Below are 14,425 nucleotides of genomic sequence, written 5' to 3'. Positions count from 1 at the left end.
ACGGCGGACTAGGCCATAGAAGGCCTTAAGGGGTCAATGGGTTGCCGCATTCTGGAACTTTGGCCGGGTCTCCGCATAACTACGAGGGCCCGCGTTGGCGTGTGATTAAGGGGTCGATGCCAATTTGCGGCTCGACAAGACCGCGATACCGCAAATGTATTCCAGCTTCGACGATCCCGATTACGACTATGCCGCGTCCATCGCTGGACGTGCGATGCGGAGCATGGCTGAACAGCGGATTGCGCCGACGCCGGCCAATTTTGCCGTCTGGTTCCAGTATTTCGCAGGCGGTCATGACGATTTGCGCAACGCCATTGATCTCCTGATCGATCACAATCGGCCCTTCGACGCCCGAACCAACAAGGATCTGTTCGAGACCTACGTCGCGAACCAGGTGAGCGCCGCGGTGGTCGACACCTCGGAGCGGCTCCAGGCGCTCATGGGGGCCGCGAAGGAGTTTCTGGCGACTGCGATTGCCGACAATCATTCGCAGATGCAGGCCATCAGTGAGGTGGCGGATCAGGGCAGGGCCGGCGTCGATCCAAAACTGCTGGTGGCCCAGCTCATGAACGAGCTGGCGCGGGCCGCCACACGCGCGACCCGGCTCGAGGCGGGCTTTGCGGAGAAGACGCGCGAGCTCGACGTGATCCGCGACTCACTGTCGAGGTCCGAGCAGCGCGCCCGGACTGACATGCTGACCGGGCTGGCGAACCGGAGGGCACTCGACGAATTCCTGCGCAAGGCGCAGGCGACCGCTGAATGGGGCGAGCCGCTCTGCGTCCTGATGCTGGACATCGACCACTTCAAGTCCTTCAACGACAATTTCGGCCACGGCGTCGGCGACCAGGTGCTGCGCCTGATGGCCAAGGTGCTGCGCGAGAAGGTTCGCGAGCAGGATCTGCCGGCCCGCTATGGCGGCGAGGAGCTGATCGCGGTGCTGCCGGACGCCGATCTCGCGGCTTGTGCCGAGATCGCCGAACGCATCAGGCGCGCGATCGCCGAAGCCACGATCACGCGTCGCTCGACCGGCGAGATCCTGCCCAGCATCAGCGTGTCCATCGGCGCGGCGCAATACCGCGTCGGCGAGGCGATCAGCGATCTGATCGAGCGTTGCGATCGCGCGCTCTATCTCGCCAAGAGCAGCGGGCGCAACCGTGTGGTGACGGAGATCGAGGTCGAGCGCGCGGGAGCTGCCGGCTAGGCGCTGGCCGCAAATATCACCTCGGTCGTGCCAGTCTCGATCGCCTGCACACCGTGCTCCACGACGTTGTTGCGACCGCGGTGCTTGGCGGCATAGAGCGCGGCGTCGGCGGCTTCGATCAGATCGCCTGGCCGCAAGCTCTCATTGGGCTTCGTCGCGGCGACGCCGATCGAGACCGTGACGATCATGTGGTTCGAGGTGATGTGCGGGAGGCAGAGTTTCAGCACGGCCGCGCGCACCTGTTCGCCGATTTCGACGGCACGCATGACGTCCGTGTTCGGCAGCAGCAGGCAGAATTCCTCGCCGCCATAGCGTGCCGCGAAGCCCATCGTGTCAGCGGCAATGCCGGACAGTGATTCGCCGAGCCTGGTCAGGCAGGAATCGCCTTCGAGATGGCCATAGGTGTCGTTGAACAGCTTGAAGTGATCGACGTCGATCATCAGCAACGCAAGCTCGCTGCCATATTGCTGCGCACGCATCCATTCGAAGTCGAGCCGGCTCTGGAAGCCGCGGCGATTGGCGAGGCCGGAGAGCATGTCGATCGAGGCCATCACGGTCAGGCGATCGTTGCTTGCGATCAGCTCGCGTTCGCGCTGGCTCAGCTGCGCGGCCATCGCGTTGAACGCGCGCGCCAGCGGCACGAATTCGGCCGGCAGTCTGTTGCGGGCCGCGCGCGCCGACAGGTCGCCCTCGCCGAGACGTTTGGCCATGTCGACGAGCATCTCGATCGGCTTGATGACGAGTTTCTCCGCCGCGATCAGCGCGCCGAGCAGGACGAACACCACGACGAAAGCGAACTGCAGATAGGCGGTACGGATGTCGCGGCTGACGGCAGCGGACACCTTGTCCTCGTCGATGCTGGTGATCAGGCGAGCATTGGTCCCCGCAATGCGGATGTAGCTGACTGCCCGGCGAGAGCCATCGGCAGCGAGGAAAGACAGCGAGCCCTCGTCTTGATCGGACCGAAGCGCCTTGTCGGCGATCGCGGACATCAGCGGCATGTTGTCGAGGGGCCGGCCGACCGCGCTGCGCTGATCGGCCGGGGCGGCCAGCACGGTGCCCGCGCTGTCGACCAGCACGGCGGTGATGCCGGGGCGGCCGCCCAGATTGCTCATGACCTTCGACATCCAGTCGAGGTTGACGGTGGCGAGCACGACGGCATCGGGGACGCCGCTGAAGGCGGAGACTGGATAAACCGCCATCACCGTCGGCGACAGCACCGGTCGCGACATGATGAAGTCGCTCAGTATGAAGCGGCCGGTTTGCTGTGCCTGCTGGAAGTACGGCCGGTCACTCAGATCGAGGCCGACATACATGTTGTTGGTGGCGCATTGGATGCGACCGTCCTGGCCGGCGATCAGAAGCGTGCGTATCCACGGGAGGCTCGACGGCAGGCTCGCGCGCAGCACGTCGCAGCTCTTGCTGATGCCGCCGACGGAGGCGCGGATGAAAGCCTCCGATTTCAGGATGGTCTCGACGGACGAGATCACCTCGCGTTGCGCATCGGCGCTATGCCTCGCCACCGTGGTGAACTCAGCCGCGGCCTGCGCGATCTGGCGCGTACGCGTGTCCTCGAGCGAACGGATGCGGTCGAACATCAAAGGCGCCACGAGAATCACCGCGAGCAACGCAAGCCGCGCCCGGATTCCGAGAACCTGCTTGAGTTTCGCTCGCTTGCGGTTGAGACTGACGCTGGCCATCTTCGCTACCCACCCCGTGGCCCAAGGTAAAGCGAAGGGTTCAAAAACTGTTTCTTGAACTCGGTAAAATTGGACTTAACTCGGTTGGGAGCACAGCCAAGAGACGTCATGACGGAAGCCAACACCGCGCCGGTAACCGGCCATTCACCAAACGCGCTTGCCGCGGTCGAAGCCGAAATCGCGCGCGCCTGCAAGGACGCGGGGCGCGACCGCGCATCCGTGACGCTGATTGCGGTTTCCAAGACGTTCGTCGCGGATGCGATTACCCCGGTCATCGCCGCCGGACAGCGCGTATTCGGCGAGAATCGGGTGCAAGAGGCCAAAGGCAAGTGGCCGGCGCTGACGTCTGTTTACCCCGATATCGTGCTGCATCTGATCGGGCCGCTGCAATCCAACAAGGCGAAAGAGGCGGTCGCGCTGTTCGACGCGATCCATTCGGTCGATCGTCCGAGCATTTGCCAAGCGTTAGCCAAGGAAATCGAATCCCAGAACAAGCACCCGCAACTCTTCGTCCAGATCAATACCGGCGAGGAGCCGCAGAAGGCCGGCGTCGCACCCGACGAAGCCGATGCATTCCTCGCGAGTTGCCGGGACACCTACGGGCTGACAATCTCCGGCCTGATGTGCATCCCCCCGGTGGATGAGCCGCCGGCCGGGCACTTTGCTCTCACCGCCAAGATTGCCGCACGCAATGGATTGAAGAATCTCTCGATGGGCATGAGCGCGGACTTCGCCACCGCCATCATGTTGGGTGCCACCCATGTGCGGGTGGGAAGCGCGATCTTCGGGCACCGGTGAGAGCCGTTAGCGAGGAACGCGCTGGCAACCGCCATCGATGACGCGGAGTGAGCCGCCTACACGAACCCCACCGACACCTTTCCCAGCACGCCGAAATCCGCGGCGAAATGATCGCCGCCCTGGATCGGCAGCGGCGGGTGGCATGTGCCCGTCGTCACCACCTCCCCTGCCCGCAAGGTGATGCCGAGCCCGCGCAGCTCGTTGGCAAGCCAGGCAAGCGCAATGCGGGGATCGCCGAGCACGTTCCTGCCGTGGCCGATATGGCGCTCGCCGCGCAGTGCGATCTGCGGCCGTTCCGCAACGAGATCCATCGCCCGCCAGTTCGCAATGGTCGGCGCGCCCAGCACGAACAGATGCGCGCAGGCGTTGTCGGCGATGAGCTGCGCCTCGCCCGCGCTGACGAAATCGGCAAAGCGCGAATCGGGAATCTCGATCGCGGGATGCAGGGTCTCGACGGCGGCGAGCACCTCGTCGGCGCTGTAGGGCGTCGCGCGCGGCGGCAGATCGCGCCCCATGCGGAAGGCGAATTCAGGTTCACCGACGCGCATCTCGTTGCCCTTCATCGATGCGGTCCCGCCGTCGGCGATCACGGTGTCGCTCATGATGCGCCCAGCCAGCGGCCCCGTGACGTTGATGTGCTTCTGGCCGGCCTCGCTCGTGGCTGCGATCTTCCAGCCGAACAATGTCCCGCTCGATCGTCGTTCGAGCGCGGCCTGGATGGCGTAGCCTTCAGCGCGACTCTGCGGCCGCAACCGCGTCTCCAGCGCGTCGAGCTTGGTGCCGTCGCGCCAATGCCTGACCAGGAGCTCTGAAGCGGCGTCGATCTGATCCTTGTCGAGCATGCACCCTCACCCGATGATGATTCTCGTTCGCGGGCCCAAGCGCCGCAGCAATTGCAACATCGCAGATTTCGTCATGGAGACGCAGCCCGCGGTCGGGCCGAAATTATCGCGCGCCAGGTGCAGGAACACCGCGCTGCCCCGGCCGGCGACGCGCGGCCGGGTGTTGTGGTCGATCTCGACGATAAAGTCGTAGAGATGGTCGGCCCGCTTGAGCCGGTCACCGCCCTGTCCCTCGCCGAGCCGGATGCTCTGGTTGTAGTGACGGTCGCCTGGATCCTCGCACCAGGCATCCGCCGCTGTGATCATCCGGGTCGGCAGGAATGTCTGGGGGCGGCTGTGCCGGTCGCCCCGCCACCACAGCCGCCTGGGACGGAAGCTGCCTCTCGGGGTGCCGCCATCGCCCTCGCGCTTGTTGGCGAGAATACCGCCCCGCCCCAGCGCAACCGGGATGGTCAACGCTCCGGCCGTCAGCCAGCCCCGGCGCGGATTACCTGCAGCAGGCCTAACACGGATCGCAGAGAGCGGCCCAGCGCTGCGAGTCTCGTTGTAACCGACTGAAACTGCTTTATTTTTCATGTGAACGTGCAATGTCGAATTCATTACAGGACATTCATCAAAACGGCCTGCTATTCTGAGTTAGAGTAGTTCTGGCTTGTGAATCGGTAACAGCCCACTACTTCAACACGAACAACAAAAATAACGGCGACCCCTAAACTTCCCCTCGCGGCTGGGCGCGGCATGGATGCGCGCCGAGCCGGACTCCAAAAGGATGACTTCCCATGCCCAACGCCCGCAAGATCCTGATCGTGGATGACGATACCGATCTGCGCGACACGCTGGTGGAGCAATTATCGCTGCACGAAGAATTCGAAGCCTCCGCCGTGGATACCGGCGCGAAGGGCGCGAGCGCCGCGAAGGCGAATTCTCCCGATCTCGTCCTGATGGACGTCGGCCTGCCCGACACCGATGGCCGCGAAGTGGTCCGCTCCCTGCGCAAGGGCGGCTTCAAGGCCCCGATCATCATGCTGACCGGGCACGACACCGATTCCGATACGATCTTGGGGCTGGAATCCGGCGCCAACGACTATGTGGCCAAGCCCTTCCGCTTCGCGGTTCTGTTGGCCCGCATCCGCGCGCAGCTCCGCCAGCACGAAGCCAGCGAGGACGCGGTGTTCTCGGTCGGCCCCTACTCCTTCCGTCCCGGCTCCAAGATGCTGACCGCGGCCAATGCGCGCAAGGTCCGGCTCACCGAGAAGGAGACCGCGATTCTCCGCTTCCTCTACCGCGCCGGCCAGATGCCGGTGTCGCGTGAGACCCTGCTCCAGGAGGTCTGGGGCTATAATTCCGGCGTCACCACCCACACGCTGGAAACCCACATCTACCGTCTGCGCCAGAAGATCGAGAAGGACGCGGCCAACCCGGAAATCCTGGTCACCGAAGCCGGTGGATACAAGCTGGTGCCGTGATACGTTCCGGAAACGCGCGATTCGTCGTAAATTGGCGCGTTCCTCGAGCCACGGACCGGAATGTCAATCGACGACGACGTAGCGCTTCTCGAGCGTGTCCCGACACTGCGCCTGTTGGGGGACGCCTCGTTGCGCATGCTGGCGATCGGCTCCGAGCAGCGCGACTTCGTCCGCGGTGACGTCCTCTTCAATCTCGGCGATGACGCCGATGCCGGCTTCGTGGTCCAGCGCGGCGCCTTCAGGGTCGAAGACGGTGCCGGTGCCGAAATGATCGCCGGGCCCGGCGCACTGATCGGCGAGCTCGCGCTGGTGGTGCCGATGAAGCGGCCATCGAGCGCAATCGCGCTGGAGCACGCCTCCGTCATCCGCATCGCACGCAGCCTGTTCCAGCGCGTGCTCGAAAGCGACCCTGCCGCTGCGGTTCGCCTTCGCGACGAGTTCGCGGTGCGTTCGAGTCAAATCGCGAGTGATATCCTCATGGCCGGTGCGAAGCTGACGTCCTGAGTGTCTCTGTTGTCATTCCGGGCTCGCGCTGCGCGCGCCCCGGAATGACAGGTGACGGTCATAGATCGAGCGTCACCGTGACCGGGACATGGTCCGACGGCCGATCCCAGCTCCGCGCATCACGCAGAATTCTAAAATCCTGCACCGAGTCCTTCAGCGCCCGCGAGACCCAGATGTGGTCGAGCCGGCGGCCGCGGTCGCCGACGGTCCAGTCGGGGGAGCGGTAGCTCCACCACGTATAGACCTTCTCCGACATCGGGATGCGCTCCCGCGCGACGTCGACCCATTCGCCCGCCTCGAGTGCCGCCTTCAGCTTCTCGGTTTCGACAGGCGTGTGCGAGACGACCTTCAGAAGCTGCTTGTGCGACCAGACGTCGTTCTCGTGCGGGGCAACGTTGAGGTCGCCGACCAGGATGTGACGGTCCTCGCCGCGCGGATGCAGCGGCTCGCACGCCTTCATCTCGTCGAGGAAACGAAGCTTGTGATCGAACTTCTCGTTCAGCGCGGGATCGGGAATGTCGCCGCCGGCGGGCACGTAGAAATTATGCAGCACCAGCGGCTTTGCGATGCCGGCCTTCTCGCCGAACGACACCGAGATGTGACGCGAATCAACCTTGTCGCAGAAGGTGCGGATGTCCTTCGTCTCGAACGGGATCTTCGAGACGATGGCAACGCCGTGATAGCCCTTCTGCCCGTTCAGCGCCACGTGCTCATAGCCGAGCCGCTTGAATCGCTTCAGCGGAAAGGCGTCATCGATGCACTTGGTCTCCTGCAGGCACAGCACCTCCGGCCGCGCGCTCTTCAAGAACTTCGCGACCAGGTCGATGCGCAGCCGCACCGAATTGATGTTCCAGGTGGTCAGGGAAAGTCGCATGGCGACGGTCTAACAAACTCCATCAGTCATGGCCGGGCTTCACCCGGCCATCCACGCCTTTTTATAAGGCCCAAGACGTGGATGCCCGGGCAAGCCCGGGCATGACGACCGTCGCAGACGCCATCAGCCATCAACCCGGCGATGGTCCGTAATTGGTGAAATCGATCTTGAACATGCCGGGGTCGAGCTTCTTGCTCGAGTCCAGATTGTAGACCGCGATCGTGGTGTCGTAGCCCTGCGGGTCGGTGACGGTCCACTGCTTGAGCTGGCCGTCCTTGGCGCCGAACATCAGGAGCAGCCGGCTGGTGCCGACCAGCGCCTGCTTCTCCTCGATGGTGACGCTGACATAGACGTCGTCGGCCGAGACGTTGACGACGTTGGTGTCCTTCATCAGGTCGATACGGTCGGACAGCAGGAAGCGCAGCGGCGTCTGCGACAGCGGATAGACGTCCTGGGTCGCGAGCTTGCGGTCGCGCACCACGAGCGAGGATCCGTCCGCGACGATGTCGATCGGGCTCGGCGCGTCATATTCGAAGCGCACCTTGCCGGGCTTCTGGATGTAGAATTCTCCCTGCGTCTTGCTGCCGTCGGGGCCGACCTGGACGAAATTCCCGACCAGCGTCTGAAGCGACGACAGATAGGCGCTGACCTTGGCGGCCTGCGCCTTCTGATTGGCGTCGAAGGTCTGGAAGATGCTGCTCGGCACGTTGCGACGCGGATCGGGGATGACCGGGTTCGGCGGCGTTTGCATCGCGCCGGTGACGGTTGGCCCACCGCCGGCTGGAGCACCTTCGCGGCCTTTCGGTGCGGGCTTCGGCACCGGCACGGTTTGCGCGAACGATGCACCGGTCACCATCGCGGCGGTGACGAGAAGCACGCCGGCCACGCGCGCGCTTCGCGCAGCGATGAAGGCAGCGTATCGAATGTCCGGATGTCTGATCAACGCCTCGTCCTGTATTGCTGGGCGCCCTTTTAGCGTGATTTCGGGCAAAAGCAGATATCGATTCTGCGTGAAATGATGTTCAGAGGCGCCTCGCCTCACATATGGCTGTCTTCTTCCTCGACCAGGATCTCGCGCTTGCCGGCGTGGTTGGCGGGACCGACGATGCCCTCCAGTTCCATGCGCTCCATCAGCGATGCGGCGCGGTTGTAGCCGATCTGCAGGCGGCGCTGGATGTAGCTGGTCGAAGCCTTGCGATCGCGCTTGACGATGGCAACCGCCTGCTGGAACAGATCGCCGCCGCCATCGCCGCCCATGCCGGTGGCGTCGAACACGGCGCCATCCTCGTCCTCGGTGGGCTCTTCGGCCGTAACCGCCTCGAGATATTCCGGCTGTCCCTGCGTCTTGAGATGACGCACCACCTTCTCGACTTCCTCGTCAGAGGCAAACGGTCCGTGCACGCGGCTGATGCGGCCACCGCCCGCCATGTAGAGCATGTCGCCCTGACCGAGCAGCTGCTCGGCGCCCATCTCGCCGAGGATGGTGCGGCTGTCGATCTTGGAGGTGACCTGGAAGGCGATGCGGGTCGGGAAGTTCGCCTTGATGGTGCCGGTGATGACGTCGACCGACGGGCGCTGCGTGGCGAGGATGACGTGCAGGCCGGCGGCGCGCGCCATCTGCGCCAGACGCTGCACCGCGCCTTCGATGTCCTTGCCGGCGACCATCATCAGGTCGGCCATCTCGTCGACGATGATGACGATATAGGGCAGCGGGTCGAGCGAGAGCTTCTCTTCCTCGTAGATCGCCTTGCCGGTTTCCTTGTCGAAGCCGGTATGCACCGTGCGTGTCGGCTCCTCGCCCTTGGCCTTCAATTCGAGCAGGCGCGTGTTGTAGCCGTCGATGTTGCGGACGCCGAGCTTGGCCATGTTCTTGTAACGCTCTTCCATCTCGCGCACGGCCCATTTCAGCGCGACAACCGCCTTCTTCGGATCGGTCACGACGGGCGTGAGCAGATGGGGAATGCCGTCATAGACGGAGAGCTCGAGCATCTTCGGATCGACCATGATCAGCCGGCACTGGTCCGGACGCAGCCGGTAGACCAGGCTGAGGATCATGGTGTTGATGGCAACCGACTTGCCCGAGCCGGTGGTGCCGGCGATCAGCATGTGCGGCGTGCGCGCGAGGTCGATGATGACGGGGTCGCCGCCGATGGTCTTGCCGAGGCACAGCGGCAGCTTTGCCACCGTGTCGGTCGCCTCCTTTGCGACGAGCAATTCGCGCAGATAGACCTTCTCGCGATGCGCGTTCGGCAGCTCGATGCCGATCGCGTTGCGGCCGGGCACGACGGCGACGCGCGCGGACAGCGCGCTCATCGAGCGGGCGATGTCGTCGGCAAGCCCGATCACGCGCGAGGACTTGATGCCGGGCGCCGGCTCCAGTTCGTACAGCGTGACCACGGGGCCCGGATTGGCCTTCACGATCTCGCCGCGCACGCCGAAATCCTGCAGCACGCCTTCGAGCGAACGGGAATTGGCCTCAAGCTCGGCCTTGCTGAGCGGCTGGCGATCGCCGGCCTTCGGAGCGGCCAGCATGGAGACGGACGGAAGGTCGAACTTGTCGGAGGACTTCTTGGCCGCAGTCTTCGGCGCCGCCTTCTTGCGCGGGGCGCGCGCGGCGGGCTGCTCCTCTTCCTCCTCCTCGCCTTCCTCCTCTTCGTGCTCGTCCTCGGTGTCCTCGTCTTCGGACTGCGGCGAGATGGAAGGCGCGGCGCGGCCACCGCCCAGATTGGGCTCCTGGCGGCTGAACTGCGTGGCCTTGGTCTTCGGTCCACTCGATACCAGTGAGCGGTAAGCGGCGCCAAGCAGCCAGCCCAGCCGAGCCTTGGTGCTCATCAGGGCATGGAACAGCCAGCCCAGCGACACCGAGCCACGATCGCTCTCCTCGTCTTCGTCGAGCGGCTTGTCCTCGTCCTCGATCGCCGAGAGCTCTTCGTCACGCTCGCGCGCGCCGAGACCGCAGGCGATCAGGAAGGTCGCCGTCATCGCGACGAACAGGATCGTGCCCAGCACGATGCGGTAGATGGTGCCGGCCGGCCCGAAGATCACCGCCGGTGCGCGCACCAGCGCGTCGCCGACCACGCCGCCGAGTCCGGTCGGCAGCGGCCAGGCGCCGCCATGCCGCCAGCAGCTGGCGAAGCCCGCTGCGATCACCGTGCAGAGAATCCAGGAACCGAGCCGCAACGCCTCGCGGTCGAACGGGCGATGCGTCATCATCCGCCAGCCCCAGACCGCGACGGTCAGGACCAGCATGATCGCGCCGAGCCCGAGGATCTGCATGGCAAGATCGGCGCCGATCGCGCCGGCATAGCCGAGGATGTTCCGGATTGGCCGCGAGGTGGCATGGCTGAGGCTGGGATCCTGCACCGACCATGTCATCAGCGCGGCCGAGGCGACGCCTGCCAGCGCGATCAGGCCGAGCCCGGTGAGCTCGCGCATGCGACGCGCCAGCCCCTCTCGGATCGAGGGCGGCAGATGCCCGACCAGTGGAATGACACGTTCGATTGCCGACATGCTCATGGGCCCGCCTAACCCAGAGTCTCGACCAGGCGGTGCAGCGCCTGCGCCGTGGTCTCGCCGTCCTGCACCAGCGCGAGCCGGATGTAGCCCGCACCTGGATTGAAGCCGTCGGGCTGAACGCGGGCCAGATAGCTGCCGGGCACCACGCGCACGCCTGCTTCCTTGAAGAGTCTCAGCGTCACCGACACGTCGTCGCCGACTGCGGATGTGTTGAGCCAGACGCAGAAGCCGGCGTCGGGCCGGCGGTAGCCGTAACGATTGCCGATGATCTGGTCGGCGAGATCGAACTTGATCCGATAGAGCCTGCGGTTCTCCTCCACATGCGCCTCGTCGCCATAGGCGACGGTCGCCACGTGCTGGAGCGGCACCGGCACCTGGGGCGCTGCGATGTTACGCAGCTCGAGGAACATGCCGATGAACCTCTTGTCGCCGGCGGCGAAGCCGACGCGCAGGCCCGGCAGGTTGGAGCGCTTCGACAGCGACTGGAACGCGACCACGCGGGTGTAGTCGGGGCCGGCGCATTCCAGCGCGCTGCCCGGGGCCTCGCGCGTGTAGATCTCGGAATAGCACTCGTCGCTGAGAATCACGAAGCCGTAGCGGTCGGCGAGCTGCTTCAAGCGCCTGAAATAGTCAGGCTTGGCGACCGAGCCTTGCGGATTTGCGGGCGAGGCCAGGTAGATCGCGACCGTGCGCGCCAGCGTCGTCTCGTCGATGGCGTCGAGGTCGGGCAGGAAGCCGTTCTCGACCGTGGTCGGCAGATGAACCGGCTCGCAAGCCGCTGCGAGGGCGCCTGCGCCATAGACCGGATAGAACGGGTTCGGCATCAGGATGGCGGGCTTGCCGGGACGCGGGCCGACATATCGCGCAGCCGCGATCGCAGCGAGGAACAGGCCTTCGCGGCTGCCATTGAGGACGAGAATCTCGTCCTCTGGGTCGAGCGGTCGCGGCAGCTTGAAGCGCGACGACAGCCAGGCGCCTGCAGCCTTGCGGAACGGGTCGGTGCCCTTGTTCGCGGGGTAACGGCCGAAATCTGCGATGTGCTTGGCCAGGACCGGGCCGACGAAGTCGGGCACGGGATGCTGGGGTTCGCCGACCGCGAGCGAAATCAAAGGCTTGCCGGGCTGATGCGGCGCCAGCAGCTCGTTCAGCCGGACGAAGGGCGAGCGTTCGCTGTCGGAGCTTCCACTGGCCTGCGGCGCACGGGATGAAGCGGTCATGACCATTCTGGGCGCCAGCACTCTTGGAACAGCCGGTCGCGCGAAGGCACCGGCGGGAAGCGGTTCAGTTCACCATAGATAGGGCGAGGTTAAGACGCGATTAACCATCGGCCGGCGCCTGCGTCCAGAGCAGGAATAATGAAGCCGGATAACAGCGGGTGCACGGCCGTTCAACCTCTCCCCCGCAAGGGAACCGACCAAAAGAAAGGGGCTCCAGCTTGCGCTGGAGCCCCTCAACGGTCAGGGCATTGCCGGGTATGTGCCCGAACCGTAGTTGTGGACGCGGTTTCCGGGGAGACCGCGCCCGGGAGGAGGGCTTACATGTTGTAGGCGCGCTCGGTGTGCTCGGTGATGTCGAGGCCTTCGCGCTCACTCTCGATGTTGGTGCGCAGACCGACGATCACATCGACCACCTTGTAGAGGATCGCCGAACCGATGCCCGACCACACCAGCGTGGTGACGACGGCCTTGATCTGGGCGAGCATCTGCGTGGCGAAGTCGTAATCGGCGACCTTCGGCGGGATGGCCGAGTAGTCGATGATGCCGGCGCCGCCGAGCGCGGGGTTGACGAGAATGCCGGTGCCGATGGCGCCGACGATGCCGCCGACGCAGTGCACGCCGAACACGTCGAGCGAGTCATCGTAGCCGAGCGCGTTCTTCACGACGGTGCAGAAGAACAGGCAGACCACGCCGGCCACGAGGCCGAGCACGATTGCTCCCATGATCCCGGAGAAGCCCGCTGCAGGGGTGACGGCAACGAGGCCCGCGACCGCGCCGGAAATGACGCCGAGCACGGAAGGATGACCCTTGACGATCCACTCCGCGAACATCCACGACAGCGCGGCGGCTGCGGTGGCGACGAAGGAGTTGGTCATGGCGAGTGCAGCGCCGCCGCTGGCTTCGAGGTTGGAGCCGGCGTTGAAGCCGAACCAGCCGACCCAGAGCAGCGAGGCGCCGATCATCGACATGGTCAGCGAGTGCGGGGCCATCAGCTCCTTGCCGTAACCGACGCGCTTGCCGATCAGGAGAGCGCCGACGAGGCCCGCGATGCCGGCGTTGATGTGCACCACGGTGCCGCCCGCGAAGTCGATCGCGCCCATCTTGAAGATCCAGCCGGCGTCGGCATTGAGCTCGTCGAGCTTGGCCTGCGCCGCGGTCTTTGCCGCCGCGTCAGTGGCGGCAGCGAGCGCCTTGGCCGCATCCTGGATCAGGTCCGGACCCTGCCAGTACCAGACCATGTGCGCGATCGGGAAATACACCAGCGTGACCCAGAGGGGGACGAACAGCGCGATCGCGGCGAACTTCATGCGCTCGGCGAAGGCGCCGACGATGAGGGCGGGCGTGATCGCCGCGAAGGTCATCTGGAAGCACACATAGATGAGCTCCGTGATGTTGGTGTCGACCGAGAAGGTCGCAGCCTTCGTCTCGGGGGTGACGCCCATCATGAACGCCTTGGAGAAGCCGCCAATGAAGTCGGAGCCGCCGGTGAAGGTCAGGCTGTAGCCGTACACGGCCCAGATCACGGTGACGACGCAGACGGTGTAGAACACCTGCATCAGGACGGAGAGCATGTTCTTGGAACGGACGAGACCGCCGTAGAACAGCGCGAGGCCGGGGATCGTCATCAACAGCACCAGCACTGTCGATGTCATCATCCAGGCGTTGTCTCCCTTGTTGACCGTTGGCTCGGCATAGGCCGCGGTCGCAGCGAACAGGCCGACTGCGAGAGCCGCCAATCCCGCGCCATGGGGACGCTTGAACGTCATATCATTCACTCCTGATTGGATAAGGTTGAGCGCGAAATCAAAGGGCCGCGGCATCGGCCTCGCCGGTGCGGATGCGCACCGCATGGTCGAGGTTGATGACGAAGATCTTGCCGTCGCCGATCTGTCCGGTTTTCGCCGCGGACGTGATGGCGTCGATGGTCTTGTCGACCTGGTCGGATGCGACAGCGACCTCGATCTTGATCTTGGGCAGAAAGCTCACGGCGTATTCGGCGCCGCGATAGATTTCCGTATGGCCCTTCTGGCGGCCATATCCCTTGACTTCCGTCACCGTGAGACCGTGAACGCCGATGGCGGTCAGGGCGTCACGGACTTCTTCCAGCTTGAATGGCTTGATGATCGCCATAACAATTTTCATGGGTCCTATCCCCGCTTGGGCCCGGTCCGGACGTGGCCGGGCGTTCTCGACTGGTTCGCCACGAGGGAGAGTTCACTACGCGGGCACAGCCAGGACCCTTAGAATCAAATGCCGTGCCAGATCGGCATATTGCCTAATGGACTATGAAACCGCGGGTTTTCACGT

The 14,425-nt window shown here is 64.7% G+C and carries 13 protein-coding genes; 4 read left to right on the top strand and 9 right to left on the bottom strand.

Annotated features, from left to right (window positions below; genetic code table 11):
* The first annotated feature begins 154 nt into the window (after nucleotides 1–154).
* Nucleotides 155–1,201 (top strand): GGDEF domain-containing protein, encoded by a 1,047-nt coding sequence (locus tag ASG57_RS30670; RefSeq protein ID WP_200948593.1) that lies wholly within the window; start codon nucleotides 155–157, stop codon nucleotides 1,199–1,201.
* Here the strand turns inward: ASG57_RS30670 and ASG57_RS30665 are convergent.
* On the bottom strand, nucleotides 1,198–2,901 hold the full coding sequence (locus ASG57_RS30665; RefSeq protein WP_024338708.1) for a sensor domain-containing diguanylate cyclase: 1,704 nt from the start codon (nucleotides 2,899–2,901) through the stop codon (nucleotides 1,198–1,200). The genes ASG57_RS30670 and ASG57_RS30665 overlap by 4 nt on opposite strands.
* A gap of 108 nt (nucleotides 2,902–3,009) precedes the next feature.
* Here ASG57_RS30665 and ASG57_RS30660 point away from each other — a divergent pair, with 108 nt between their 5' ends.
* Nucleotides 3,010–3,699 (top strand): YggS family pyridoxal phosphate-dependent enzyme, encoded by a 690-nt coding sequence (locus ASG57_RS30660; RefSeq protein WP_057198768.1) that lies wholly within the window; start codon nucleotides 3,010–3,012, stop codon nucleotides 3,697–3,699.
* Between the two features lie 56 nt (nucleotides 3,700–3,755).
* Here ASG57_RS30660 and ASG57_RS30655 read toward each other — a convergent pair whose 3' ends face one another.
* Both ASG57_RS30655 and ASG57_RS30650 read right to left on the bottom strand, forming a co-directional pair.
* Nucleotides 3,756–4,541, bottom strand: coding sequence for a 2-keto-4-pentenoate hydratase (locus ASG57_RS30655; protein ID WP_024338710.1), 786 nt, complete (start codon nucleotides 4,539–4,541; stop codon nucleotides 3,756–3,758).
* Nucleotides 4,542–4,547: 6 nt separating this feature from the next.
* Complete coding sequence (locus ASG57_RS30650) at nucleotides 4,548–5,117, bottom strand: L,D-transpeptidase family protein (RefSeq protein WP_035698006.1); 570 nt, start codon at nucleotides 5,115–5,117, stop codon at nucleotides 4,548–4,550.
* Between the two features lie 203 nt (nucleotides 5,118–5,320).
* Between ASG57_RS30650 and ASG57_RS30645 the strand changes: the two genes are divergently transcribed.
* A complete protein-coding gene (locus ASG57_RS30645; RefSeq protein WP_024338712.1) occupies nucleotides 5,321–6,007 on the top strand; it encodes a response regulator transcription factor in 687 nt (228 codons plus the stop codon).
* A gap of 60 nt (nucleotides 6,008–6,067) precedes the next feature.
* Nucleotides 6,068–6,511, top strand: a complete 444-nt coding sequence (locus ASG57_RS30640; protein WP_024338713.1) for a cyclic nucleotide-binding domain-containing protein — start codon at nucleotides 6,068–6,070, stop codon at nucleotides 6,509–6,511.
* A 58-nt stretch (nucleotides 6,512–6,569) separates the two neighbouring features.
* Here the strand turns inward: ASG57_RS30640 and xth are convergent, their stop codons facing one another.
* The 6 genes from xth to ASG57_RS30610 all read right to left on the bottom strand — a co-directional run bounded on the left by xth (nucleotide 6,570) and on the right by ASG57_RS30610 (nucleotide 14,260).
* A complete protein-coding gene (gene xth / locus ASG57_RS30635) occupies nucleotides 6,570–7,385 on the bottom strand; it encodes an exodeoxyribonuclease III (protein WP_057198767.1) in 816 nt (271 codons plus the stop codon).
* A gap of 130 nt (nucleotides 7,386–7,515) precedes the next feature.
* Nucleotides 7,516–8,271: an outer membrane lipoprotein carrier protein LolA gene (locus ASG57_RS30630; RefSeq protein ID WP_057198824.1), complete on the bottom strand. Its 756-nt coding sequence runs from the start codon at nucleotides 8,269–8,271 to the stop codon at nucleotides 7,516–7,518.
* 152 nt (nucleotides 8,272–8,423) lie between these two features.
* Complete coding sequence (locus ASG57_RS30625) at nucleotides 8,424–10,901, bottom strand: DNA translocase FtsK (protein ID WP_057198766.1); 2,478 nt, start codon at nucleotides 10,899–10,901, stop codon at nucleotides 8,424–8,426.
* 8 nt (nucleotides 10,902–10,909) lie between these two features.
* Nucleotides 10,910–12,124: an aminotransferase class I/II-fold pyridoxal phosphate-dependent enzyme gene (locus ASG57_RS30620; protein ID WP_024338717.1), complete on the bottom strand. Its 1,215-nt coding sequence runs from the start codon at nucleotides 12,122–12,124 to the stop codon at nucleotides 10,910–10,912.
* A gap of 311 nt (nucleotides 12,125–12,435) precedes the next feature.
* A complete protein-coding gene (locus ASG57_RS30615) occupies nucleotides 12,436–13,884 on the bottom strand; it encodes an ammonium transporter (RefSeq protein ID WP_024338718.1) in 1,449 nt (482 codons plus the stop codon).
* Between the two features lie 37 nt (nucleotides 13,885–13,921).
* A complete protein-coding gene (locus ASG57_RS30610; RefSeq protein WP_008142813.1) occupies nucleotides 13,922–14,260 on the bottom strand; it encodes a P-II family nitrogen regulator in 339 nt (112 codons plus the stop codon).
* Nucleotides 14,261–14,425: the final 165 nt, after the last annotated feature.

This window comes from Bradyrhizobium sp. Leaf396, assembly GCF_001424605.1.
GTDB lineage: Bacteria > Pseudomonadota > Alphaproteobacteria > Rhizobiales > Xanthobacteraceae > Bradyrhizobium > Bradyrhizobium japonicum_C.
The sequence above is the reverse complement of the archived record's forward strand: the minus strand, read 5'-3'. Positions and strand labels throughout refer to the sequence as shown.

Excerpts from the sequence above, each read along its gene's own strand:
- ASG57_RS30610 (WP_008142813.1), bottom strand. The coding sequence starts at position 14,260 with ATGAAAATTGTTATGGCGATCATCAAGCCATTCAAGCTGGAAGAAGTC.
- ASG57_RS30655 (WP_024338710.1), bottom strand. The coding sequence starts at position 4,541 with ATGCTCGACAAGGATCAGATCGACGCCGCTTCAGAGCTCCTGGTCAGG.
- ASG57_RS30640 (WP_024338713.1), top strand. The coding sequence starts at position 6,068 with ATGTCAATCGACGACGACGTAGCGCTTCTCGAGCGTGTCCCGACACTG.
- ASG57_RS30645 (WP_024338712.1), top strand. The coding sequence starts at position 5,321 with ATGCCCAACGCCCGCAAGATCCTGATCGTGGATGACGATACCGATCTG.
- ASG57_RS30670 (WP_200948593.1), top strand. The coding sequence starts at position 155 with ATGTATTCCAGCTTCGACGATCCCGATTACGACTATGCCGCGTCCATC.
- ASG57_RS30615 (WP_024338718.1), bottom strand. The coding sequence starts at position 13,884 with ATGACGTTCAAGCGTCCCCATGGCGCGGGATTGGCGGCTCTCGCAGTC.
- ASG57_RS30625 (WP_057198766.1), bottom strand. The coding sequence starts at position 10,901 with ATGAGCATGTCGGCAATCGAACGTGTCATTCCACTGGTCGGGCATCTG.
- xth (WP_057198767.1), bottom strand. The coding sequence starts at position 7,385 with ATGCGACTTTCCCTGACCACCTGGAACATCAATTCGGTGCGGCTGCGC.
- ASG57_RS30665 (WP_024338708.1), bottom strand. The coding sequence starts at position 2,901 with ATGGCCAGCGTCAGTCTCAACCGCAAGCGAGCGAAACTCAAGCAGGTT.
- ASG57_RS30660 (WP_057198768.1), top strand. The coding sequence starts at position 3,010 with ATGACGGAAGCCAACACCGCGCCGGTAACCGGCCATTCACCAAACGCG.
- ASG57_RS30620 (WP_024338717.1), bottom strand. The coding sequence starts at position 12,124 with ATGGTCATGACCGCTTCATCCCGTGCGCCGCAGGCCAGTGGAAGCTCC.
- ASG57_RS30650 (WP_035698006.1), bottom strand. The coding sequence starts at position 5,117 with ATGAAAAATAAAGCAGTTTCAGTCGGTTACAACGAGACTCGCAGCGCT.